At 64.4% G+C, this 23,314-nt stretch carries 23 protein-coding genes; 14 read left to right on the plus strand and 9 right to left on the minus strand.

Going from position 1 to position 23,314, the window contains the following annotated elements:
- The first annotated feature begins 1 nt into the window (after window position 1).
- Both CCD76_RS04730 and CCD76_RS04735 read left to right on the plus strand, forming a co-directional pair.
- Window positions 2-310 carry a cupin domain-containing protein gene (locus CCD76_RS04730; RefSeq protein WP_087718391.1) on the plus strand — a complete coding sequence of 103 codons (309 nt, stop codon included), beginning with the start codon at window positions 2-4 and terminating at the stop codon, window positions 308-310.
- Between the two features lie 89 nt (window positions 311-399).
- Entirely contained in the window at window positions 400-606 is a 207-nt protein-coding gene (locus tag CCD76_RS04735) for an SEC-C metal-binding domain-containing protein (RefSeq protein WP_087718503.1), read from the plus strand.
- Between the two features lie 6 nt (window positions 607-612).
- Here CCD76_RS04735 and CCD76_RS04740 read toward each other — a convergent pair whose 3' ends face one another.
- Entirely contained in the window at window positions 613-1,527 is a 915-nt protein-coding gene (locus CCD76_RS04740; protein WP_087718392.1) for a LysR family transcriptional regulator, read from the minus strand.
- 248 nt (window positions 1,528-1,775) lie between these two features.
- Between CCD76_RS04740 and CCD76_RS04745 the strand changes: the two genes are divergently transcribed.
- From CCD76_RS04745 to CCD76_RS04775, 7 genes are all read left to right on the plus strand, one after another.
- On the plus strand, window positions 1,776-3,296 hold the full coding sequence (locus CCD76_RS04745) for an ABC transporter substrate-binding protein (RefSeq protein ID WP_087718393.1): 1,521 nt from the start codon (window positions 1,776-1,778) through the stop codon (window positions 3,294-3,296).
- Window positions 3,297-3,372: 76 nt separating this feature from the next.
- Complete coding sequence (locus CCD76_RS04750) at window positions 3,373-4,290, plus strand: ABC transporter permease (protein WP_087718394.1); 918 nt, start codon at window positions 3,373-3,375, stop codon at window positions 4,288-4,290.
- A 10-nt stretch (window positions 4,291-4,300) separates the two neighbouring features.
- The gene (locus CCD76_RS04755) at window positions 4,301-5,236 is read left to right on the plus strand and encodes an ABC transporter permease (protein WP_087718395.1); all 936 of its coding nucleotides are present in this window, start codon (window positions 4,301-4,303) and stop codon (window positions 5,234-5,236) included.
- The gene (locus CCD76_RS04760) at window positions 5,236-6,237 is read left to right on the plus strand and encodes an ABC transporter ATP-binding protein (RefSeq protein ID WP_256961110.1); all 1,002 of its coding nucleotides are present in this window, start codon (window positions 5,236-5,238) and stop codon (window positions 6,235-6,237) included. Before CCD76_RS04755 ends, CCD76_RS04760 begins: the two co-directional genes overlap by 1 nt.
- On the plus strand, window positions 6,234-7,262 hold the full coding sequence (locus CCD76_RS04765; RefSeq protein ID WP_087718396.1) for an ABC transporter ATP-binding protein: 1,029 nt from the start codon (window positions 6,234-6,236) through the stop codon (window positions 7,260-7,262). The genes CCD76_RS04760 and CCD76_RS04765 overlap by 4 nt, the downstream gene beginning before the upstream one ends.
- Before the next feature lie 58 nt (window positions 7,263-7,320).
- Window positions 7,321-8,739 (plus strand): M20 family metallopeptidase, encoded by a 1,419-nt coding sequence (locus tag CCD76_RS04770; protein ID WP_087718397.1) that lies wholly within the window; start codon window positions 7,321-7,323, stop codon window positions 8,737-8,739.
- Window positions 8,727-9,917, plus strand: coding sequence for a M20 family metallopeptidase (locus CCD76_RS04775; RefSeq protein ID WP_218776957.1), 1,191 nt, complete (start codon window positions 8,727-8,729; stop codon window positions 9,915-9,917). Before CCD76_RS04770 ends, CCD76_RS04775 begins: the two co-directional genes overlap by 13 nt.
- 40 nt (window positions 9,918-9,957) lie before the next feature.
- Here CCD76_RS04775 and pip read toward each other — a convergent pair whose 3' ends face one another.
- On the minus strand, window positions 9,958-10,914 hold the full coding sequence (pip, locus tag CCD76_RS04780; protein WP_087718398.1) for a prolyl aminopeptidase: 957 nt from the start codon (window positions 10,912-10,914) through the stop codon (window positions 9,958-9,960).
- A 116-nt stretch (window positions 10,915-11,030) separates the two neighbouring features.
- Between pip and CCD76_RS19985 the strand changes: the two genes are divergently transcribed.
- Together CCD76_RS19985 and CCD76_RS04785 are read left to right on the plus strand one after the other, a co-directional pair.
- A complete protein-coding gene (locus CCD76_RS19985; protein WP_179208846.1) occupies window positions 11,031-11,186 on the plus strand; it encodes a hypothetical protein in 156 nt (51 codons plus the stop codon).
- Window positions 11,183-11,560 (plus strand): diacylglycerol kinase, encoded by a 378-nt coding sequence (locus CCD76_RS04785; RefSeq protein ID WP_087718399.1) that lies wholly within the window; start codon window positions 11,183-11,185, stop codon window positions 11,558-11,560. Before CCD76_RS19985 ends, CCD76_RS04785 begins: the two co-directional genes overlap by 4 nt.
- 60 nt (window positions 11,561-11,620) lie before the next feature.
- Here the strand turns inward: CCD76_RS04785 and CCD76_RS04790 are convergent, their stop codons facing one another.
- The 4 genes from CCD76_RS04790 to nadC form a co-directional block, all read right to left on the minus strand.
- Window positions 11,621-12,235 (minus strand): nucleotidyltransferase family protein, encoded by a 615-nt coding sequence (locus CCD76_RS04790; protein WP_087718400.1) that lies wholly within the window; start codon window positions 12,233-12,235, stop codon window positions 11,621-11,623.
- Complete coding sequence (locus tag CCD76_RS04795) at window positions 12,225-13,196, minus strand: XdhC family protein (RefSeq protein ID WP_087718506.1); 972 nt, start codon at window positions 13,194-13,196, stop codon at window positions 12,225-12,227. Before CCD76_RS04795 ends, CCD76_RS04790 begins: the two co-directional genes overlap by 11 nt.
- Before the next feature lie 149 nt (window positions 13,197-13,345).
- Window positions 13,346-14,500 (minus strand): SIR2 family protein, encoded by a 1,155-nt coding sequence (locus tag CCD76_RS04800; RefSeq protein WP_179208847.1) that lies wholly within the window; start codon window positions 14,498-14,500, stop codon window positions 13,346-13,348.
- Window positions 14,501-14,504: 4 nt separating this feature from the next.
- Complete coding sequence (gene nadC, locus CCD76_RS04805) at window positions 14,505-15,401, minus strand: carboxylating nicotinate-nucleotide diphosphorylase (RefSeq protein WP_218776958.1); 897 nt, start codon at window positions 15,399-15,401, stop codon at window positions 14,505-14,507.
- A 118-nt stretch (window positions 15,402-15,519) separates the two neighbouring features.
- Here nadC and CCD76_RS04810 point away from each other — a divergent pair, with 118 nt between their 5' ends.
- Complete coding sequence (locus CCD76_RS04810; RefSeq protein ID WP_087718402.1) at window positions 15,520-15,753, plus strand: hypothetical protein; 234 nt, start codon at window positions 15,520-15,522, stop codon at window positions 15,751-15,753.
- A gap of 3 nt (window positions 15,754-15,756) precedes the next feature.
- Window positions 15,757-17,268: a sodium:solute symporter family protein gene (locus CCD76_RS04815; protein WP_087718403.1), complete on the plus strand. Its 1,512-nt coding sequence runs from the start codon at window positions 15,757-15,759 to the stop codon at window positions 17,266-17,268.
- Window positions 17,269-17,286: 18 nt separating this feature from the next.
- Here CCD76_RS04815 and CCD76_RS04820 read toward each other — a convergent pair whose 3' ends face one another.
- Together CCD76_RS04820 and CCD76_RS04825 are read right to left on the minus strand one after the other, a co-directional pair.
- On the minus strand, window positions 17,287-18,486 hold the full coding sequence (locus CCD76_RS04820; protein ID WP_256961111.1) for an MFS transporter: 1,200 nt from the start codon (window positions 18,484-18,486) through the stop codon (window positions 17,287-17,289).
- Window positions 18,483-19,448 carry a GlxA family transcriptional regulator gene (locus CCD76_RS04825; RefSeq protein ID WP_087718404.1) on the minus strand — a complete coding sequence of 322 codons (966 nt, stop codon included), beginning with the start codon at window positions 19,446-19,448 and terminating at the stop codon, window positions 18,483-18,485. Before CCD76_RS04825 ends, CCD76_RS04820 begins: the two co-directional genes overlap by 4 nt.
- A 193-nt stretch (window positions 19,449-19,641) precedes the next feature.
- Here CCD76_RS04825 and CCD76_RS04830 point away from each other — a divergent pair, with 193 nt between their 5' ends.
- On the plus strand, window positions 19,642-20,940 hold the full coding sequence (locus CCD76_RS04830; protein WP_087718405.1) for a carbohydrate porin: 1,299 nt from the start codon (window positions 19,642-19,644) through the stop codon (window positions 20,938-20,940).
- A 71-nt stretch (window positions 20,941-21,011) separates the two neighbouring features.
- On the opposite strand, the gene katG is transcribed toward CCD76_RS04830, so the two are convergent.
- Window positions 21,012-23,171 carry a catalase/peroxidase HPI gene (katG, locus tag CCD76_RS04835; protein WP_087718406.1) on the minus strand — a complete coding sequence of 720 codons (2,160 nt, stop codon included), beginning with the start codon at window positions 23,169-23,171 and terminating at the stop codon, window positions 21,012-21,014.
- Between the last annotated feature and the right edge of the window lie 143 nt (window positions 23,172-23,314).

Raw genomic sequence — 23,314 nt, forward strand, 5'->3', positions numbered from 1 at the left:
CATGGATGCTTCACGGCCCCAGTCCCAGCCCCGCCCGCAGGCCCAATCGAAAGTCCAGGTCGACAACGACCGGGTTCGGGTCACCGAATGGCGCTTCCCGCCGGGTGCCGAAACCGGCTGGCATGCGCATGAGCACGACTATGTCGTGGTACCCCAGAGCACCGGCAAGCTCGAGCTCGAGACGCTGGACGGCCACACGTTCTCGGTGCTGGAAGCGGGGGTTTCCTACTATCGGGACAAGGGCGCCGAACATAACGTGGTCAACGCCAACGATGCCGAGTTCGTGTTCGTCGAGATCGAGCTCAAGTAGCGCTCGCGGGCCGCAAGGCGATGGCGCCGCCACGATCCGTGGAGGATAATCTCGCTCCGGTTATCCTCCCTTCGTTACGGTATCGCCAGATGACTCAATCTCACGTCCACGGCCCGGACTGTCAGCATGATCACGACCACAGCCACGACGCCCCTGGCCACGTCCACGGTCCGCACTGCCAGCATCACCACCACGAACCGCAGGCCCCGGTGCGCAACGCCTTCAAGGACGTGGGGCGCAACGACCCTTGTCCCTGCGGCAGCGGCAGGAAATTCAAGAAGTGTCACGCCGGTTGAAGGCCGTCATGGCTTGCCGGCTTCCATCATCGCCTTGAGGTGTTCGAGAAACGCCTCGGTCGCCGCCGGTAGCGTACGGTTGGCCAGTGTCTGCAGCTCCACGTGGCGGGCATCCATCCCCCCATCGCGGATGGGCACCGCCACCAGCCGATCGTGTAGTAGCCGATGCCGAATCGAGATTTCGCCGGCCAGTGCAATGCCGCCACCCAGCATGGCGAAATTCACCAGCGCCTCGGTGTAGTTGCTGGTGAAGATCGATTCGAAGATCAGGTTCTGTTGACTGCAGCAGATATCGAACAGCTGGCGCAGCGTGGTTTCGGGCGGCGGCAGGGCGACCGGATGCGGCTGCAGCTGCGCCAGCGTTACCTGTCGTCGACCGGCCAGCGGATGGTCGTGGGCCATCAGTGCCTGAATGCGCGAACGCTGGCGTGACGCCACCTGGATGTCGCGCTCGGGCGCCAGACTGAAGGTCAAGCCGATATCCGCTTCTCCCTCGCGCACCTTGCGCGTCACTTCGGCCGGCGAACTCACGCTGAGCCGAAACTGGATGCCCTGATAACGGCGTCGAAACTCGATGATCGTCAGCGGGATGAAATCGACCGCGAACCCTTCCGAACAGGCCAGGCGCACCGTGCCGCGTTCGAGCCCCTGCAGGGCCTGAATTTCGCTGGCCACGCGTTCGGTTTCCAGTTGCATTCGCCTGGCATGTGCAGCCAGCAGCTCCCCGGCGGCACTCGGCACCATGCCTCTGGCGCGCCGTTCGAACAGCTGGGTACCGAGCTCGTGTTCGAGACGTGCGATCTGCCGGCTGATCGCCGAGGCGGCGACATTGAGCCGAACCGAGGCCTCGCTGATCGAACCGCTTTTGACCACCGTCAGGAAATAGCGCAGGGCGGTTTCCTGCAGCGCGCGGCTATTCATCTCCACGAATACCGGACATGAAATGCTCCCCATTGTTTTTATTAAAGTTTGCCGAAATGGCAATGGTTGATTCTAAACATTGTACTTGTGGCATGGATAGGCGTTCGATAGCGTCGAGTGAAAAGGCGTCGACCCGAAGGCGGTTCAACAACACAACGACAGGGCCGCTGGGGAAGACGCTGCCGGTGATACGCCGGGCTCTCGTCCGATAACAGACTCTCGTCCAACAACACAAGAACGAGGTTGATATGCGCTCTAACCTGACGCTTCGCCATATCGTGGCCGGCACGGCGCTGTGCTGCCTGTCGCTGCCTGCGCTGGCCAACAAGGCCAACGATACGCTGGTCTACGCTTCCGACAGCGAACCCGAGAACATCAGCCCCTATCACAACAACCTGCGGGAAGGGGTGATCATCTCGCACCTGGCGTGGGATACGCTGGTCTACCGCAACCCCGAGACCAACGACTACGAGCCGATGCTCGCTACCGATTGGCAGTGGGTCGATGACACCACGCTGGAGATGACGCTGCGCCAGGGCGTCTCGTTCCAGAACGGCGAGCCGTTCAATGCCGACGACGTCGTCTTCACCTTCAACTACGTGGTGTCGCCGGACTCGAAGGTGGTCACGCGCCAGAACGTCGACTGGATCGAGAGCGTGGAGAAGATCGACGATACCCATGTTCGCTTCCATCTCAACGGGCCTTTCCCGGCGGCGCTGGAGTATCTCTCCGGGCCGCTTCCGGTTTTCCCGGACCAGTACTTCCAGGAAGTCGGTCTCGAAGGTTTCAGCAAGAAGCCGATCGGTACCGGCCCCTATCGGATTACCGAAGTGACGCCGGGCGAGGGCGTCAAGCTGACCCGCAACGACGACTACTTTGCCGACAGCCCGATCGGCAAGCCGCATATCGGCAAGCTCGAGTTCAAGGTGATTCCCGATCAGGACTCTCGCGTGGCGCAGTTGATGACCGGACAGGTCGACTGGATCTGGCGTGTGCCGGCGGATCAGGCCGAGCAGATGCAGAGCATGCCCAACCTGACCGTGGACAGCGGCGAGACCATGCGTGTCGCATATATCTCCTTCGATGCCGCCAGGCGCGAGAATTCGCCCTTGAGCCATCTCGAGGTACGTCAGGCGATCAACCATGCGATCAACCGACAGGGCATGGCGGACAATCTGGTGCGGGGCGGCAGTCGCCCGCTCTATGCACCCTGTTTTCCCGCCCAGTTCGGCTGCGAGACCCAGGATGTGGTCGAGTATGCCTATGACCCCGACAAGGCGCGCCAGTTGCTGGCGGATGCCGGCTACGGCGACGGCTTCGAGCTGGACCTCTACGCCTATCGCGAACGGGACTACGCCGAGGCGATGATCGGCGATCTGCGCGACATCGGTATCGATGTCAATCTTCGCTTCATGACCTCGCCGGCACTGCTCGAACAGCAGCGCGGTGGCAACACCGACATGTCGTTCAAGACCTGGGGTTCCTATTCGGTCAACGACGTTTCCGCGTTCACCAGCGTCTATTTCGGCGGCGGCGCCGACGACCACTGGCAGGACGAGCAGGTCCAGCAGTGGCTTCACACCGCCGACACTTCCGTCGATCCCGAGATGCGCAAGGAAAACTACCGCAAGGCGCTCCAGCGGATCTCGGAGCAGGCCTACTGGGCACCGCTGTTCTCCTACTCCACCTACTATGCCTACACCTCGGATCTGAACTTCACGCCCTATCCGGATGAGCTGCCCCGTTTTGCCGAGGCCAGCTGGAAGTAACGCTTTCCGATATCCGCAACCCGTCCGCGCGGCCTCGACTCGACGAGGAGGAGGCCGCGTGGCGTGAGGAGGTTCCATGGGCACTTTTATCGTTCGCCGGATCCTGGTTGCGATCAGTGTGGCGCTGACCATCTCGATCGTCAGTTTCATGCTGCTGCATCTCTCCGGCGACCTGGCGACCTCGATCGCCGGGCCAGAGGCCACCGCCGAACAGGTGGAGCAGATCCGGGTGGATTACGGCCTCGATCGGCCGATCGTCAGCCAGTACCTGGATTGGTTGGGTGATGCGCTGACCTTCGACTTTGGCCGCTCCTATTACTACCAGAGCACGGTGGTCGACCTGATCGTGGATCGCATGCCGGTCACGCTGACGCTGGGCGGTCTCGCGCTGGCGCTGGCGGTAGGCATCTCGATTCCGCTGGGCGTGCTGGCGGCGCTCAAGCGCGATACCTGGATCGATCGGCTGGCACTGCTGTTCGCGGTGGTCGGGCAGGCGATGCCGAGCTTCTGGTTCGGCCTGACACTGATCGTGGTCTTCGCGGTGACGCTGCAATGGCTGCCGGCGGCGGGCAGCGACGGCTGGCAGCATTTCGTGCTTCCGGCGATAGCGCTGGGCTACTACGCCACACCCGCGATGATGCGGCTGACGCGTACCGGCATGCTCGAGGTACTCGAGTCCGACTATATCCGCACGGCACGCGCCAAGGGGCTGCGCACCGGGTCGGTGATCTTCAAGCACGCGCTGCGCAACGCGATCATCCCGGTGGTCGCGCTGGCTGCCGTCGAGCTCGGCTTCATGCTCGGCGGTTCGGTGGTCATCGAATCGGTCTTCTCGCTCAACGGCCTGGGGCAGCTGGCCTGGGACGCCATCTCGCGCAACGACTATCCCGTGGTGCAGGCCGTGGTGCTGATCATCGCGCTGTTCTACATCGTGCTGACATTGCTGGCGGACGTCGCCAACGCCGCGCTCGATCCCCGCATTCGCACCCGCTGAGGAGAACGACATGACGACTTCGAGCGTTTCGCCAACCGCTTCTTCAGCCTCGACGCCTGGCACTGGCCTCGGCGAAATTTCGCTGCAGCCACCGGCCTGGTCGCGAGTGACGCGGCGACTGTTCGGCCATCGTGGCCTGGCGATCGGCCTGATCGTGGTCGGGCTGGCGATCCTGATCGCCATCTTCGCGCCGCTGCTGGCGCCGCATGATCCGTATCACCAGGACATCGCCAATCGCATGGTTCCGCCGGTCTGGCATGACGAGGGTTCCTGGGAGCATGTACTGGGCACCGACAAACTGGGACGCGACACCTTGAGCCGGCTGCTCTTCGGCACCCGCATTTCGCTGACCATCGGGCTGGTGGTCGCGCTGATCTCCGGCGTCATCGGCACCACGCTGGGCGTGCTGGCCGGCTACTTCGGCGGGCGCGTGGATGCGGTCATCAGCTACATCATCACCACGCGGCTGGCGATGCCGGTGGTGCTGGTGGCATTGGCGCTGGCCTCGCTGACCGGTGGCTCCTTGACCACGGTGATACTGCTGCTGGGGCTGCTGCTGTGGGACCGCTTCGCGGTCGTCTCGCGCTCGGTCACCCAGCAGGTGCGCGATGCCGAGTACGTCTTTGCTGCGCGCACGCTGGGCTGTTCGCTGCCCTACATCCTGCTGCGCGAGGTGCTGCCCAACATCGCCGGCTCCCTGATCGTGGTGATGACCCTGGAAATGGCTCACGCGATCCTGCTCGAGGCGACGCTGTCGTTTCTCGGCATGGGCGTTCAGCCGCCGCTGCCGTCCTGGGGGCTGATGGTCGCCGAGGGCAAGGCCTACATGTTCTTCCAGCCCTGGGTCATCGCGATTCCCGGTATTGCGCTGTTCGTGCTGGTACTGGCGATCAACCTGCTCGGCGATGGGTTACGGGACCTCAATGCACCGGGAGGGCGCAACTGATGCCATTACTCGAAGTGAACAACCTGCGCGTCGACCTGCCGGTAGAGGCCGGGACGCTGCACGCCGTGCGCGGGATCGATTTTCATGTCGAGCGTGGCGAGATGCTCTGTCTGGTGGGGGAGTCCGGCTGCGGCAAGTCGATGACCTCGCTGGCCCTGATGGGGCTGCTGCCTCGCAAGGCCAGGCTCACGGCCGATCGCCTGCAGTTCGACGGCATCGACCTGACCATGCTTTCCGAGCGTCGCCGCAGCGATCTGCGGGGGGCACGAATGTCGATGATCTTCCAGGAGCCGATGACCGCGCTCAACCCTGCCTACACCCTGGGCAACCAGCTCTGCGAAGGGCTGATCCGTCATCGCGGCGTCAGCCGGCAGGAGGCGCGCGAGCGGGCGATCTATCTGCTCGAGCGCGTCGGCATCAGCGCCGCGAAAGACCGTTTGAACCAGTATCCGCATCAGCTCTCCGGCGGGCTGCGCCAGCGCGTGATGATCGCCATGGCGCTGATGTGCGAGCCGGACCTGATCATCGCCGACGAGCCGACCACCGCGCTCGACGTGACGATCCAGGCACAGATCCTGCGTCTGCTGCGGGAGCTGCAGCAGGAGTTCGGCACTGCGGTGATCTTCATCACTCACGACCTTGGGGTCGTGGCGCGCATCGCCGATCGGGTGGCGGTGATGTACGCCGGCGAGGTGATCGAATCGGCACCCACGCCGGCACTCTATGCCAATCCGGCTCATCCCTACACCCGCGGGCTGTTGAGCTGCATTCCCGCGCCGGGCAAGACGCCGCCCGGCAGTCGGCTGCAGGCGATCCCGGGCGTCGTGCCCAGCCTGGTCGGGCACGTCGAGGGGTGCGCCTTTCGCAATCGCTGCCCGCAGGCGCAGCCGACCTGTGAGCGGACCCCGCCGTTGATGTCCCTGTCCGGCGATCATCGCGCCCGCTGTCACTATGCCGACCGGCCGGTACCGGCACCGCGTCCACCGGAGACCATTTCATGAACGCACAACCCATCACCGAGGTAGCCGAATCCCGCCCGTTGCCGTCGGACTCCGCTTCGGTATCCCGTGCCGTCACCCCGGCGCTGGAGCTTTGCGGGCTCTCGAAAACCTTCACCCTGGGCGGGGGCCTGTTCAAGCGCGGACGCACGCTCGGTGCGGTCAGCAATGTTTCGCTGCGGATTCCGCGCGGCCAGGTCATGGGGCTCGTTGGCGAGTCGGGCTGCGGCAAGAGCACGCTGGCCAAGATGCTGCTGGGGCTGACGACGCCGAGCGACGGCGACGTGCTGGTCGATGGCAGGCCGGTACGGGGCGCCGATCAGAAGGCGTTGGCCCGCCACATTCAGCCGATCTTCCAGGATCCATACTCTTCGCTCAATCCGCGTAAGCGAATCGCCCAGATCGTCGGCTTGCCGCTGCGGGTGCATGGCATTGGCACGCCTCGCGAGCAGGCGGCGCATGTCGCCGAAACCCTGGATGTGGTGGGTCTGCCCCGGCGCGCCGCCGAGCAGTTTCCCGGCCAGCTTTCCGGCGGGCAGCGTCAGCGCGTGGCGATCGCCCGCGCGCTGGTCATGCGTCCGGACATCGTGATCTGCGACGAGCCGACCTCGGCGCTGGACGTCTCGGTCCAGGCGCAGATCCTCAATCTGCTGCTCGATCTCAAGGCCGAGTTCGGGCTGACCTACCTGTTCATCAGCCATGATCTGGCCGTGGTCGAGCATCTGGTCGACCGGGTCGCGGTGATGTATCTGGGCCGCATCGTCGAGGAGGGCACGCGGGAGCAGATCTTCGGCTCGCCACGTCACCCTTATACCCGGGCGCTGCTGGATTCCGCACTGACCCCGGAGCCGGGGCTGGGCGTGCCGGATATCGGGCTGGGCGACGCCACGCCGGACCCTAGCGATCCGCCCGCCGGCTGTGCCTTCCATCCGCGCTGCCCCAAGGCGCAGGCGACCTGCCGGCAGCAACGGCCGCGGCTGGAAGATATTCGGGGCGATAACGCCCGGGTGGCCTGCCATCTGGCTTGAACCGCCCCCACGGCGATCACCAGTTCAACGAGTGTTCCTAGTCAACGAGGAGAGATTCATGGCGCGATCACAAGCGCTGCAACACGCCTGGCAAGCCTTCGACAGCGGCGATTTCCTGCGCCAGCTCGAGGCCCGCGTCGCGGTACGCAGCGAAAGCCAGGAGGCCGGGCGCGACGACGAGCTGCGGCGCTATCTGACCTATTTCGTGATTCCCGATATCGAGAAGCTGGGCTTCACCTGGGAGATCGTCGACAACCCGGTCGACGGATTCGGGCCGTTCCTGCTGGCCGAGCGCATCGAGGCCGAGGCGACGCTGACGCTGCTGACCTACGGTCACGGCGATGTGGTGCGGGGTTACGACGGGCAGTGGCGCGAAGGGCTTTCGCCGTGGCGGATCGTGGTCGAAGGCGAGCGCTGGTATGGTCGCGGCACCGCCGACAACAAGGGCCAGCACACCCTCAATTTCGCGGCGCTGGAGAGCGTCATCGCCGCGCGCGGCGGCACGCTGGGCTACAACGTCAAGTTGGTTCTGGAGATGGGGGAGGAGACCGGCTCGCCAGGCTTGAAGGCCGTCTGCGAAGCTCATCGTGATCGCTTGGCGGCGGATCTGTTCATCGCTTCCGACGGCCCGCGCCTGTCGGCGGATTCACCGACGCTCTTCCTCGGCTCCCGCGGCTCGTTCAATTTCGACCTGCGCCTGCGTGCCCGCGACGGTGCTCACCACTCCGGCAACTGGGGCGGGGTGCTCTCCAATCCGGCGACGCGGCTCGCCAACGCCTGGTCGACGCTGGTCGACGCCCACGGCAGAATCCTGATCGACGGTCTGCGGCCGCCGGCCATTCCTGCTGCCGTGAAGGAGGCCGTTGCTTCCCTGGAAGTCGGCGCGACGCCGGGCGACCCCCCGATCGACCCGAACTGGGGCGAGCCGGGCCTGTTGCCGCCGGAACGGCTGTTCGCCTGGAACACCCTGGAGCTGCTGGCGATCAAGGCCGGCAACCCGGAGGCGCCTGTCAACGCCATTCCCGGCGAGGCCTACGCACACTGCCAGCTGCGCTTCGTCGTCGGCAGCGATCGTGAACGCTTCCTCGATCACCTGCGCCAGCACCTCGACGCCCACGGCTTCGAGGATATCGAAGTCAGCAGCGCGCGCATGTCGCAGATGAACGCGACGCGGCTCGATCCGACGGATCCTTGGGTCAATTGGGCACTGGCATCGATGCGGGAATCCAGCGGCAAGACACCGACGCTGCTGCCCAACCTGGGCGGCTCGCTGCCCAACGATATCTTCGCCGAGACGCTCGGTCTGCCGACGCTGTGGGTGCCGCACTCCTATCCCGCCTGTTCCCAGCACGCCCCCGACGAGCACGCGCTGGCGAGCATCGTGCGGGAAGGCCTGGGTATCATGGCCGGGTTATGGTGGGATCTGGCCGAGCAGGGCCGCGACATAGTGAAGGAGCGTGAGAAATGGCATCGCTGACCGACGCGGAGACGATGATGGCCACGGCCTGCGAGTGGCTCGCCAGCCAGCAGGCGGAGATGATCGAGTGCCTGAAGACACTGGTCGATATCGATTCCAACAGCTACGACAAGGCCGGCACCGATGCGGTGGCGGACGTCATCGTGGGCTGGCTTCAGGCCGACGGAATTGCCGTCACACGCACGCCGCGGCCGGACGCCGGCGATATTCTCGAAGCGCGGCTGGAGGGCGACGGCAGCGACGACGCCAACGTCCATGTGCTGATGATGGGGCATCGCGATACGGTGTTCCCGACGGGGACGGTCGCCGAGCGGGGCTTCACCCGCGAGGGCGATACCGCGTTCGGCCCCGGCGTCGCCGACATGAAAGCCGGGCTGGTGATGAATGTCTTCGTGCTGCGGGCACTCAAGCGGCTGGCGCCATTGCCGTTCCCGGTGCGTGCGCTGTTCACCGCGGACGAGGAGATCGGCTCCCGCGACGGTACCGCCTTCATTCGCGAGGCGGCCAGTGGTGCGCGAGCCGTGCTCAACGCGGAGCCGGGGCGAATCAGTGGCAACGTGGTGACCGGGCGCAAGGGCGGCGCCGCCTTCCAGATCGAGGTGACCGGTGTGGCTGCACACTCCGGCGTCAGCCACGCCGACGGCGCCAGTGCCATCGAGACGCTGGCGCGCAAGATCGTCAAGCTGCATGCCTTGACCGACTACGACAGCGGCGTGACCACCAATGTCGGTCTGATCGAGGGCGGCGTCTCGCGCAATACCGTGGCTCCCTCGGCGACGGCCCAGCTGGATACGCGCTTCGTCACCAATCAGCAGCGTGTCGAGCTGCTGGCGGCGATCGAGGCGATCATCGCCGAGGAAGAAGTCCCTGGAACGCAGGCGACGATCCGCCAGACCTCCGGCTTCCTGCCGATGGAGCCGGCCATGAGCGAGGCGCTGTTCGCGCGCTATCGGGCGCAGGCCGAGAAGCTCGGCTTCAGCGTCGAGGGCGAATTCACCGGCGGCTGTTCGGACGCTGGCACCACGGCGAGTCTGGGTATCCCCACGCTATGCGGCACCGGTCCGGTTGGCGCCAAGATGCACACCGACGACGAGTATTGCCGCCTGGACACCTTCGTGCCGCGGGCGCAGGCGGTGGCCGCGACGATTCTGGATCTCGCCGCCGACGCGTCACGCTGAGACGCGCCGGGACAGCCTACGGAAGCCGGCGGAAGATGAATCAGCGATGATCGGCGAAGCGGTCGGTCGCCCGTATCAGGGCGGCCAGGGTTTCGGGTTCGCTGAAGGCGTGGCCGGCAGCCTCGATGATCTCGAGCGTCGCGTCGGGCCACGCCTTCGACAGATCCCAGGCATTCTGAAGCGGGCAGACCATGTCGTAGCGGCCGTGAACGATCACCCCGGGGATGCCGGCGAGGCGGTCGGCCTGGCGTAGCAGCTGGTCGTCGAACTCGAAGAACCCCTTGTTGATGAAGTAGTGATTCTCGATCCGTGCGAAGGCCAGGGCGAAATGGTCGGCGGCATGCGAGGCGGTGGCATCGACGGGGATCAGCTTCGAGGTCTCGCCTTCCCAGACGCTCCAGCGCCGGGCGGCTTGGAGCTGGCGCTCGATGTCATCGCCTTTGAGCAGTTCGTGAAAGGCGGGAATGATATCGTCGCGCTGTTCCTCGGGAAGAATCGACACCAGCCGCTCCCACTTTTCGGGGAACATGTTGCGCGCGCCGTGCTTGTAGAACCAGTCGAGCTCCTGCTGGCGCATGGTGAAGATGCCGCGCAGCACGAGTTCGCTGACGCGCTCGGGATGCCGCTCGGCGTAAGCGAGGGCCAGCGTCGAGCCCCAGGACCCGCCGAAGACCTGCCACCGTTCGGCACCGATCATCTCGCGCAGGCGTTCCATATCCTCGATCAGATGCCAGGTGGTGTTGTTATCGAGGCTCGCGTGCGGCGTCGAGCGGCCGCAGCCACGCTGATCGAACAGCAGGATGTCGTAGCGCGCCGGGTCGAACAGTTGGCGATGGATCGGTTTGCAGCCGCCGCCGGGGCCGCCGTGGAGAAAGACCACCGGCTTGCCGTCCGGGTTGCCGCAGCGCTCCCAGTAGACCTGATGGCCGTCGCCGGTATCCAGATGACCGTAGGCGTGAGGTTCGATAGGCGGATAGAGCGGGTTGGATTCAGACATGGTTGACCTTGTTGGAAATAGGGCGTTGTCGTGGCACTGACAAGAAGCGTCGCGCTGACAAAAACGTTGCACTGACGAGAAACCAGCATAAAGGCCGCGTAGGGCAGGAACCAGGCATGGCGCCGACTCGATGCGAGGTCGGTGATGTCGTCATGCGGCTCTGCTACCATCGTCGCCATTCAATTGGCTTCGGCGCGCCGAGACCGGTGCCGAGCTATCGTTTCGTTGCCGAGGGGGCGATCGCCAGCGCGGTCGAATCAGAGAGTCCATGAAATCACGTTCCGGCGATACCGGTTTTCGCCATCTGTTTCACTCCACGGGCTACTCGTTGAAGGGGCTGGTTGCCGCCTTTCGCAACGAGGCTGCCTTTCGCCAGGAGGTAGCGCTCTGCGTCATTCTGGTGCCGTTGGCTTGGTGGATCGGCGAGAACCCCGTCGAATGGCTGGTACTGGTCGGCAGCTGCGTCTTTGTGTTGATCGTCGAGCTGCTCAACAGTGCGGTGGAGACGGTCGTCGATCGCATCGGCCCGGAGCATCACGAGCTTTCCGGGCGCGCCAAGGATATCGGTTCTGCGGCGGTGATGCTGGCCCTGGGCATGGCGGCGGTGACCTGGGGGTTGTTGGCGTGGGACAAGTTCGTCGGCTGAATTCCCAGGCCCACCGCCCGCCCCGCGAGTTCGATACCAATCGACGCCTTCCGGTTCAGCTCAAACCGGTGCTTCAAGATCCCTTGGGGTATCGACGTCCCGCCAGATGCCTGCATCGTCGACATCGATGATATGAACGGCTTGGCGATTTGCCTGCACGACGCCTCTGGCGCCTTCCCCTTCCTTCAGTTCGGCCAGCGCCGGCCACAGATCACGCCCGAACAGCACCGGATGGCCACGTTTCCCTTGGTGGTGCGGCATGACGATGCGTGCCGGGCCGGCGTGCCGGTTGAGTCGTGAACAGGTGGCGGCGTTCAACCACGGCATGTCGGCCAGAATCACGGCGGCGGCGACAGCGTTGTCCTGCTGTGAGATCAACTCTCGAAATGCGTCGCCGAGGCTGCCTCCCAGCCCGTTGCCCGCATGCGGGGCCGCCATGCGGAGGAGATCGTTGTAGGCCACCAGGGCTTCGCCCAAGTCATCCTCCGGGCGGATGACCAGCCAGCATCGCGGATAGACCTGCGAGGCGGTTGCCAGCGTCGTCTCCAGCAGGGTTCGCCCGTCGTCCAGCCTGGCCCGGCGCTTGTCGCTGCCGAACCGGCGGGAGACGCCGGCGGCCATGATCAGCGCGACGATTTCGGGCGACCGCTCCTTGCCCCGAAATTCACAGCTCATGGCGTGGCTTGCCGCGACGCACGCGCAGGATGTCGGCGACCACGGCGAGGGCGATCTCCGCGGGCGTCTTGCTGTCGAGATGGAGCCCGATCGGCATGTGGATTCTTGAGATAGCCTCGTCATCCAGGCCGCCGGAGCGCTTCAGCCGCTCGGCGCGCTTCTCGGACGTGCGTTTCGATCCCATCACGCCGATATAGAACGCCGGCGTGCGTACCGCCTCGATCATTGCCAGGTCGTCGATCCGTGGATCGTGGGTCAGGGCGACGATAGCGGTAGCGGCGTGGGTGGCGCCGGAACCGATGAACAGTGACGGCAACACCGACTGCACCTCGACGCCTTCGATCCGGAAATCGCGTCTGGCTTCCTCTCTGGGATCGCAGACGATCACTTCGAATCCCAGCGCGCGGGCGAATTCGGCGCAGAAACGCGATACCGGTGAAATGCCGGCGATGATCAGACGTAGCGCCGGGCCGACGCGAAGCTGGATGATCTGGCCGTCGCGCTCGACGCGCGGACCATTCTCGCCGGCCTCGACGAAGCGCTTGCGGCCGCTCTCCAGATCGATCCGCCGTACCAGCGAGCGCTGGCCCAGCAAGGTGGCGTGAAGCACTTCCAGGTGCGTCAGCGTCTCGGCATCCGGCGTCAGTCGCTCCACCAGCACGTCGAGAATTCCGCCGCAGGGCAGCGATACCTGCGGCGATTCGTCGGCGCCCTCGCCGTAACGCACGACCGATAGCGCAGCGTCGAAATGGCCTTCGGCGATCCTGCCGAGAAAGTCCTCTTCGATGCAGCCGCCGGAAAGCGAGCCGACATGCGTGCCGTCCGCTTTGGCGACCAGCATCGAGCCCGGCTCGCGCGGCGACGAGCCGAATGTCGCCAGCACGCTGCAGAGCCAGATCGGTTCGCCGGCATTGGCCCATTCGAGGGCGGCATCGATGACTTGAAGGTCGAGATGTTGCATGGGCGTCATCTGTTGGGGTCAGTGAAATATCCTGACGCGGTGGTGAATCGATGCTGTGTAGAGTAATCGATACCGACGACAGGAAGAGAGAGGTTCGCGACTACCATGACCGTTTCGTAGGATCGGGCAAGCATTCCGCAGATTCTGGATCATGCGGCCATGACTTTTTCACAGAAATCCTCGAAGCGCCCGCTGTAGTAGTGCTCGCGTGGCCAGCCGGTGCGCGGAAGGTAGAAAAACATCTCTTCGAGACGTGACTTGATGGTGGTGTGGTTCTTGGTGTCGATGACGAACACGTGCTTGCCCTTGGCGTCGTTGGGGCTTTCGGCCAGCTGGCGCAGGATGAAGCGCACCAGCGAGTCTTCCTGCGGCATGCTGTAGCCGACGATCACCAGCACGTCGGTTTCCCGCAGCAGGCGCACGGCCTTGGGAAACACCTGGTGGAAGTAGGGCTCGTCGTAGTCCTGAACCTGGGAGGGCAGGATCAGCAGGGGCGGCTCCTGACGAATCTCCGCATCGCTGCGGCGCCGGTACTCGAAGTCGAACCCCTGGGCCGTGGGCAGGATCTCGAACCCGCCGTTGATCTTGATCACGTTGCGGTCGACGGTTCGCGGCAGGTGCTCCCAGATCGAGCCGCCGCAGATGCGCTGCGGCGTGATGCCGCGATAGAGCCTTCCAAATACCGGTGCTTGCTGGCGATAGACATGCTCGAGAATGGTCTCGATGGTGAAGTCGTAGTTGGTGGTCAGGAAATGGTAGAGCGGCCAGTTCTCGTCGAGGCCGGCCCGGCCGGCGCGATCTTCCAGCGAGGCGAAGAACTGCATGATTGCGCGCTGGCCTTCGCTGTCGTAGGACGAGGTGAAGCGTAGCGTGTCGTCGTCGACGTTGTGGATATCGCAGGCGGCGCTGAAGCGGCGCATGACCAGCGTGCGCAGTTCATGGATGCTCAGCCGCAGGTTCTGATCGTCGAAGTAGCGATTGCGGATATCGGGATAGCGCACCTGCATGTCGAGGACGTAGCGCAGGTTCTTGAAGCGCTCGAAGTCCAGGTGGCGGTAGTCCTCCCAGCCGATGACGTGCATCACGTGCTGGAGGTTGGGGAAGTCACGGATGTCGTCGAGATCGATGGCGAACAGCTCGCCGTCCGTGGGCGAGCGCGGGTCCCACGCCTTGGAGAATCCCGCCCCGCACCAGAAGGTGACCACGGGTGGCTTGCGCAGGTCGAAGTCCTGATCCAGCAGCCCGGTCATCAGTGTTTCGAACGCCTCGACCGTGGCGGCATTGTTGATGTCGGTGGAGGACATCGAATCAACTCGCCTGCATAGACGGGGCATCCACGTCATCGAGACCGATGTCGACTGCCGGTGCCGACTGGGTGATACGACCGACCGAGATGAAATCGACGCCGGTTTCGGCGATATCGCGAATCGTCTCCAGGCGCACGCCGCCGGAGGCTTCCAGCGGCACGCGGCCGTCCACCAGCTCGACCGCCCGGCGCATCGTCTCGACCGGCATGTTGTCGAGCATGATCACGTCCGCGCCGGCCGCCAGAGCTTCTTCCACCTGATCCAGCCGGTCGCACTCCACCTCGATGCGCGTCAGCACCGGCACCCGGGATCTCGCTCGCGCCACGGCGGCGCTGATGCTCCCGCAGACCGCGATGTGGTTGTCTTTGAGCATGACGCCACTGTCCAGGCCGAGACGATGGTTGCGCCCGCCGCCGCACGCGACGGCGTGTTTTTCCAGCGCGCGCAGGCCAAGCGTCGTCTTGCGGGTATCGACCAGCTGCGCCCCGGTGCCGGCGATTCGCTCGACATATTGCGCGGTGAGCGTGGCGATACCCGATAGATGCTGGATCAGGTTGAGTGCGGTGCGCTCCACCGTCAGCAGGCTGCGAGCCGGGCCTTGCAGGTGCATCAGCGTGGTGCCTTCGGGTACTGCCTGGCCATCCGCGACCCGTAGCTCGATATCGATACTCGAATCGTAGAGCGAGAAAGCGCGCGCCGCGACCGAGAGTCCGGCGATGGTCATCGGTTCTCGCGCGCGCATCTCGAACTGGCCCGTCTGCGCTGCATCGACCATCAGCGTCGCGGTCAGGTCAACGTGGCCGATATCCTCGGTCAGGAACTCGCGCAGGCGCGCGTCGAGTGCCATGGGATCCATCGACCAGACGGTCGACGCCGGAGAGAGGTGTGTTGCGCTCATCGAAAATTCCATTGCGGTTTCATCGTCGTCGAGACTATCGCGTTATCATCGGCTCTGCAGTGAAGGTCTCGCTGCCGACAGGGGAACATTGCAACGATCATAATATGAGGAATCGCCAATGAGCGCTCGGCGCTGGGTATGGGGGGTGTGGGCCCTGGTTCTGCTCTGCTATGTGGTGCCTTACGGTCTACTGGACCAGGTGCATGCCTGGTACGGCAGTTTTCTGTTCTGGTGTGTCATCGGGATACTGGTTATCGTCGCCAACATCATGATTACCCGTACGTTTCAGGCCGGGCCCGCGCGTGACGTCTTATCTCGAAATGACGAATTGCATGACGACGGGGAGCAATAGGCGATGACCATCGGACTGATCTGGAGTGCAGTCATCATCTACCTGGTCGTGGGCCTGGGAGTGGCATTTCTCTCTCGAGGCAAGATCACCAACGGCGCCGGCGTTGATATGTCGGGTTACTTCCTGGGTAACCGTCAGATGAAGGGCTTCGTTTCCGCGCTGAGCTACAGCGCGACGACCTACAGCGCCTTCATGATGGTGGGGCTGGCGGGGCTGACCTACGCCGGCGGCGTCGGGGCGTTCGGCTTCGAGATCGTCTATTTCGCCGGCGTGTCGCTGGTGGCGATCTTTGGCCCCAAGTTCTGGGCAGTGGGCAAGCGCTTCGGTTACGTCACCCCCAGCGAAATGCTGGGTCACCGCTACGGTGACAAGAAGGTCGCCGTGGCGACCGCGGCGGCGAGCTGCCTGTTCCTGATTCCCTACGCGGCGGTGCAACTGGCCGGTGTCGGCTATCTGCTGGCGGGGATGAGCGGCGGGTCGATCTCGTTCACCACCGGCGTGGTGGTGGCGACGATCCTGGCGATCCTGTTCTCCTATATTGCCGGGATTCGTTCGGTGATGTGGACGGACTCGCTGCAGGCGCTGTTCATGATCGTGGCCTCGACGCTGGTCGCGCTGCTGGTGGTGCACTCGCTTGGCGGCTTCTCGGTGCTGTTCGACACGCTCGCCACGCAGCATCCAGCCTCTCTCACCGTACCCGGGCCGGGGCTGTTCAGCTTCACGACGTTTCTGGGGCTGACGATTCCGTGGTTCTTCTTCAGCCTTTCCAACCCTCAGGTGAGCCAGCGGCTGTTCATGCCGGCGTCGCTCCGGTCGATGCGCCAGATGCTGATCGGCTTTCTGATCTTCGGCTTCATCTACACCGTGGTATCGGTGCTGTGGGGCTTCTCGGCGCTGGTGGCCTTCCCCGATCTGGCCAAGTCGGATCTGGCGACGCCGACGCTGCTGGCCTCCGAGCACGTGCCGCCGGTGCTGGGCGTGATCGTGATGGTGGGCATTCTGGCGGCGGCGGTGTCGACCATCGACTCGATCATGCTGACGCTGTCGTCGATGCTCTCGCGTGACGTCTACGCCAACGTCGCGGCCCAGGCCAGCGAATCCCGCCAGCTCAAGGTCGGCAAGTGGGTACTGCCGGTCATCGCGATCCTGGCGTTCGTCTTCGCCGAACTGCAGCTCAACCTGATCGCGGTGTTGTCGGTGGCGGCATCGACCGGCCTGGTGGTGATCGTGCCGGCAATCATCGGCGCCTTCTACTGGAAGCGCGGTACGGCGGCCGGCGCGCTGGCGAGCATCGTCATCGGTGGCCTGGTCGTCATTGCGCTCTACGTGAGTGGCGCCAAACCGCTCGGCCTGCCCCCCGGCATCTGGGCGTTGCCGATCGCGGTGGTGCTGTTCGTGGCGGTCAGCCTGGCGACTCGCACCTCGCGCGAGACGGCCGAGGCGTTCATGACCACCGCTGGCACTGCCGGGCCGGATTCCGGGGCCGCCAGCGTCGAGCGTTCGCCGCTCGCTTGACGGAGGTGCCGTGCCTCGTTACTGCTGGGCGGTCAGTGTGCCCCCGGGGCGTCGGCGCATCGCCACCGCGATCGCCAGCAGTACAGCGATGGCCGGAATCAATACCAGATTCAGCGCCTGCCAGCCCAACCAGGCATTCAACGGGCCGGCCAGCAGGGCCGACAGGCAGGTCAGCGAGAACACGATGCAGTCGTTGACCGCCTGGACCCGCGGCGCCTCCGCGGGACGATAGGTGGTCGTCAGCCAGGCGCTGGCCGGCAGGAAGGTGAAGTTCCAGCCCAGGCCCAGCAGCAGCAGACCGGCGCCGAAGGCCCAGAGCTGGGGCGTCAGCCAGGCACACAGGGCGCTGCCGAGCAGGCACACGGCGCCCGCCGCGATCATGTTGGCGTGACCGAAACGCCGGGTCAGGCGTCCGGTGAAAAAGGAGGGCGCGAACATCGCCAGCATGTGCCATTGGATCACGCTGGCGACCTCGCCGAAGGCGTGGCCGGCCTGCGACATCGCCAGCGGGGTGGCGGTCATCGCCAGATTCATGACGGCATAGCCCAGCGCGGCACTGGCTATCGCCGCCAGCGATTGCGGTTGCCGCAGCAGCAAGTGCAGGGAACGGGCGGGACGGGGCGCGTCTCGATCGTTGGGGTCGGGCAGCACAAGGGCCTGTAGGATTATCAGGGCTGCGAGATAAAGGCCCGCCAGGCCGAAGAAACTGCCCAGGAAGGGAACCTCGAAGATATTTTGTAATCGCCGGGCCATCCACGGGCCGAGTAGGGCGGCGACGATACCGCCGGCCATTACCAGGCTGATGGCGCTGTCACGCTGGCGAATGTCGGCGGCGCCCACCGCGGCGAAGCGGTAGAGCATGCCGACGCCGATGCTCATACCGATGGCGAAGGTGCCGAGGTTGAATAGCCAGAAGTGTTCGTCGATCAACGCCAACAGGCAGCCAACGATGCCTGCCAGCCCGACCAGGTTGCCGATCAGAAAGGTGCGTTTGCGACCAAGGCGCGCGGTGAGCCAGCCGGCCGGCAGGGTTGCCGCGGTCAATCCCAACAGCTGTGCGGCCACCGGCAGCGTGCTCCAGTCGGCGGAGGGGGAGAGTGCCGCTCCGATCAATGGCGACGAGGCGATCAGCAGCACATTGCCGCTGACCAGTAGCGCCTGGCACAGTGCCAGCCCCCACACGGCAACCGGCAGGCGAGCCGATACTGGTGATGTCATGAGACCTCCGGTTGTCGATGACCGAAACGCGCACGGTAGACACTGGGTGCAAGGCCATAGTGGCGCTGGAACAGGCGTCTGAGTTGTTCGCTGCTGCCCAACCGGCAATGTTCGGCAATGCGCGACAGCGAGGCATCGCTCTCCGCCAGCGATCGACGCGCCGATTCGAGCCGCAGGCGGGTGAGGAACTCCCCCGGCGTCATCTGCAACTGCTGGCGGAAGAGGCGCTGGAAGTGGCGGGGTGTCACTGCCATTCGGGCGGCGAGGGTCTCGCTGTCCCATGCCTGCAATGGATTCGTCAGTACCTCGTCGATCAGCCGACGCAGGCGTCCCTGGCTGGCGAGCTGGCAACGCAGGCCTTCGCTGAACTGTGCCTGGTCGCCGGGGCGATGCAGAAACATCACCAGTTCGCGGGCGACGCGGCCGGCCAGCGCATCGCCATGGTCACGGGCCACCAGCGCGAGCGCCAGGTCGATGCCGGCCGTGACGCCTGCGCTGGTATGGATGCCGCCACTCTCCAGATAGAGCGCCTCGGCGCTGACTCGTATTCCGGGGAATTCAGCGGCGAGCCGCTGCGCCTGGCGCCAGTGAGTGGTGGCGCGTCTGCCTTCGAGCAGACCGGCCCGGGCCAGGGCAAAGGCGCCGGTGCAGACCGAGCCGACTCGGGGCGTCGAGCGCGCGCGTTCACCCAACGCCTGGACGATGGTGTCGCCCAGCGCATGGACGCCATGGCCGCCGGCAATCAGCAGGGTATCGCCCGGCGTGGTCTCGGCCAGGGCATGGGTGGCTATCAGGGACATGCCACTATTGGTGCGTATCGGGCCTGCGGTTGCGGCCAGCAGGCGCAGTCGATAAAGCGGTGCCGCAGCTTCGTCGTTGGCGCTGGCGAAAACCTGCCAGGGGCCACTGACATCCAGCAATTGGCAGTCGGTGTAGGCGAAAAGGTCGATGGTGTGCGTCATCTAGCGGCATCCGGAAAGCGTCGTCACAGTCTGAAGCCGCTGCGGGATGTCGGCAATGACATCGATCCCACCAAAAACGACACCTCATTCTTTAGTCGACTTTACAACTTTTGGATGTTTTCCGGTGCTTTCCATGGAGAGGATTTGCGGATTATTCTTAAAGTTTATTCTACTAACTAAGTTGGAGAACGCCATGTCACCTTCAATTTCTCGCCGTGTCGGTGGATTGCCATTGATGCTTATGGGTAGCTTGTTTCTGGCGGGTTCGGCTCAGGCCTATTCCGCGTTTTCACCGGATTCCCCCTACATGTTTGGTGACTGGGGTGGCGAGCGCACGGCGCTGGAAGAAGCCGGAGTCTCTTTCAACTTCGACTACGTGGGTGAAGCGGCGACCATTCTCGATGGCGGCTACCGCGACAGCCACGTGACGAAGTACGCGGATCAGTTCGCGGTCGGTGCCAATTTCGATCTCGACCGTCTCGTGGGGATTCCCGACGCCGAGTTCCAGGTCACGGTGACCAACCGTAACGGGCATAGCGTCAACGACCGCATGAGCGATCCCGATGCGACCGTCGGCGGTTCTTCGGTGCAGGAAGTGCAGGGGCGCGGGCCGGTGACGCGGCTGACGCAGTTCTGGTATCGCCAGCGCTTCTTCGACGATGCCTTGGCGGTCAAGCTGGGACGAATCCCGTTCGGCGACGACTTCGCCACCATCGATAGCAACTTCCAGAACCTGGCGTTCGGTAGCGGGCAGCCCGGCAACCGGGGCAACAACATCTATAACTGGCCGATCGCGCAATGGGCCGCGGTGGTGCGTGCCGACTTCACGCCAGAGTGGTATCTCCAGTTCGGCGCCTTCGACGTCAACGACAGCAACCTGGAAAACGACAACGGCTTCGATCTGCGCACCAGTGGCAGCGATGGCACGCTCTATCCGGTCGAGCTGGGCTTCACGCCGACGTTGAACGGCCTGCCGGGCGCCTACAAGGTGGGTTATTACTACAACGACGTCGACAGTCGCGCCTACGGCGATCGGCCCGCCAGCAGCACCACCAACGCCGGCCTCTACTACGTGGTTCAGCAGCAGGTGACCACCCGCGACGGCAATTCGGACCGAGGCCTGACGCTGTTCAGCATGGGCAACGCCAACCATGGAGATACCGCCGGCATCGACCGCTATGTCTCGATCGGCGCGACCTACGCCGGCCCCTTCGACGCCCGCCCGCAGGACGACGCCGGCATCGGGCTGGCTTATCTGCACGTCAACGACGACGTCAACGATTACATCGACTACTACAACGCCATGCCCGGCAATACCCTCTCGCCGTTGCCGCGCCAGGGTCACGAGTACGATGCCGAAATCTATTACAGCTTCAACCTCACCAACTACCTGACGCTACGACCCAACCTGCAGTACGTGGTCAATCCATCGGCGGTGGATTCCGTCGACAATGCCTGGGTTGCCGGCACCACGCTCAAGGCGAGTTTCTGAGCGAAGCGGGCACAAGAAAACGGCGGCCCTAGGGCCGCCGTTTCTTGGGCGTTTTGCCGATACGGATCGACCTATGCCAGGTCGAAGCGGTCCAGGTTCATCACCTTGGTCCAGGCGGCAACGAAGTCCTTGACGAACTTCTCCTTGGCATCGCTGCTGGCGTAGACCTCGGCCAGCGCGCGCAGTACCGAGTGTGAACCGAACACCAGATCGTTGCGGGTGGCGGTGTACTTCAACTCGCCGCTCTTGCGATCCTTGCCCTCGAACAGTTCGGCCTCGCCGTCCACCGCTGTCCATACGATGCCCATGTCCAGCAGGTTGACGAAGAAGTCGTTGCTGAGCACGCCGACCTTGTCGGTGAACACGCCATGGCTTGCGCCATCGTGGTTGGCGCCGAGGACGCGAAGGCCACCGACCAGTACGGTCATCTCCGGAGCGGTCAGGGTCAACTGCTGCGCCTTGTCGACCAGCATCGACTCGGTGGGCGCGCCCTGCCGGCCGCGCTTGTAGTTGCGGAAGCCGTCTGCCCGCGGCTCCATCACCGCGAAGGAGGCGACATCGGTCTGCTCCTGGGTGGCGTCGACACGGCCCGGTGCGAACGGTACCTCGATCTCCACGCCCGCCGCCTTGGCGGCCTGCTCGACGCCGACATTGCCGGCCAGCACGATCACGTCGGCCAGCGAAGCCTTGCCGGACGTCACCTGGATTTCCCGAAGCTTGGGCAGGACCGAGACCGCGATTCGGTTGACTTCCCAATCCTTCTGCGGTGCCAGGGCCAGGCGTGCGCCGTTGGCGCCACCGCGCTTGTCACCACCACGGAAGGTGGAGGCCGAGGCCCATGCGGTGGAGACGAGTTCGGAGACCGACAGGCCGGAATCGGCGATCTGCGCTTTCAACTCGGCGACGTCCGCCGCGCTTGGCGCGTGGATCGGAGCCGGCAGCGGGTCTTGCCAGATCAGGTCTTCCTGCGGCACTTCCGGGCCGAAGTAGCGAGCCTTCGGACCCATGTCGCGGTGAGTCAGCTTGAACCAGGCGCGGGCGAAAGCGTCGGCGAAGGCCTGCGGATCGTTGAGGAAGCGACGCGAGATCTTCTCGAACTCGGGATCGAAGCGCAGCGTGAGGTCGGTGACCAGCATGGTCGGCTTGCGCTTCTTCGACGGATCGAACGGGTCGGGGATGATCTCCGGTGCGTCCTTGGCCTCGTACTGGATGGCGCCGGCCGGGCTGCGGGTCTGCACCCATTCGTACTTGAACAGGTTCTCGAAGAAGTAATTGCTCCACTGGGTCGGGGTCTGGCTCCAAACCACTTCCAGGCCGGAGGTAATGGCGTCGGCGCCCACACCGCTGCCATGGCTGCTGGTCCAGCCCAGGCCCTGCTGTTCCAGCGATGCGGCTTCGGGGTCCGCACCGACCTTGTCCGCCGGACCGGCACCGTGGGTCTTGCCGAGGGTATGGCCGCCGGCGATCAGGGCGACGATCTCCTCGTCGTTCATCGCCATGTTGCCGAAGGTGGCGCGGATGGCCGGGGCCGCCGAGAGCGGGTCGCCACTGGCGTTCGGGCCTTCCGGGTTGACGTAGATCAGGCCCATCTCGGTGGCGGCCAGCGGATTGTTGGCCAGGGTTTCCGGGTCACGGTGCGCCAGCCAGGTCTTCTCGTCGCCCCAGTTGACGTCCATGTCCGGTTCCCACACGTCCTCGCGGCCGGCGGCGAAACCGAAGGTGCGGAAGCCGGAGGATTCCAGCGCCACGTTGCCGGCGAGGACGATGAGGTCGGCCCAGGAGATCTTCTGGCCGTACTTCTGCTTGATCGGCCACAACAGGCGGCGGGCCTTGTCCAGGCTGACGTTGTCCGGCCAGGAGTTGAGCGGAGCGAAGCGCTGCTGGCCACGACCGGCGCCGCCGCGGCCATCGACGAGGCGATAGGTGCCGGCACTATGCCAGGCCATGCGAATGAACAGGCCGATATAGGAGCCCCAGTCGGCCGGCCACCACTCCTGCGAGTCGGTCAGTACCGCCTTGAGGTCGGCCTTCAGTTCGGAGTAGTCGAGTTTCTGGAATTCTTCGCGATAGTTGAACTGCTCACCCAGCGGGTTGGAGCGCTCGGAATGCTGGTTCAGCAGGTCCACGCGCAACTGGTTCGGCCACCAGTCCTGATTGGTGGTGCCGCTGCCGGCGACGGTCGTACTGGCCTTGCCGGAAAACGGACACTTCGCTTCGGTTTCGTTCGACATCTCTCTATCCTCATCTTCTTATGAATCCAGTGGCCGAGCCGGCACGGCCGAGCGCCACCGGAGGCTGGAAAGGCAGACTACGGAGAGATTTACGATTTGTTAAATTGAATGAAGATAGGTTTCTGATAATTTTTTACTATTTA

Source organism: Salinicola salarius (assembly GCF_002179555.1).
Lineage (GTDB): Bacteria > Pseudomonadota > Gammaproteobacteria > Pseudomonadales > Halomonadaceae > Salinicola > Salinicola salarius_A.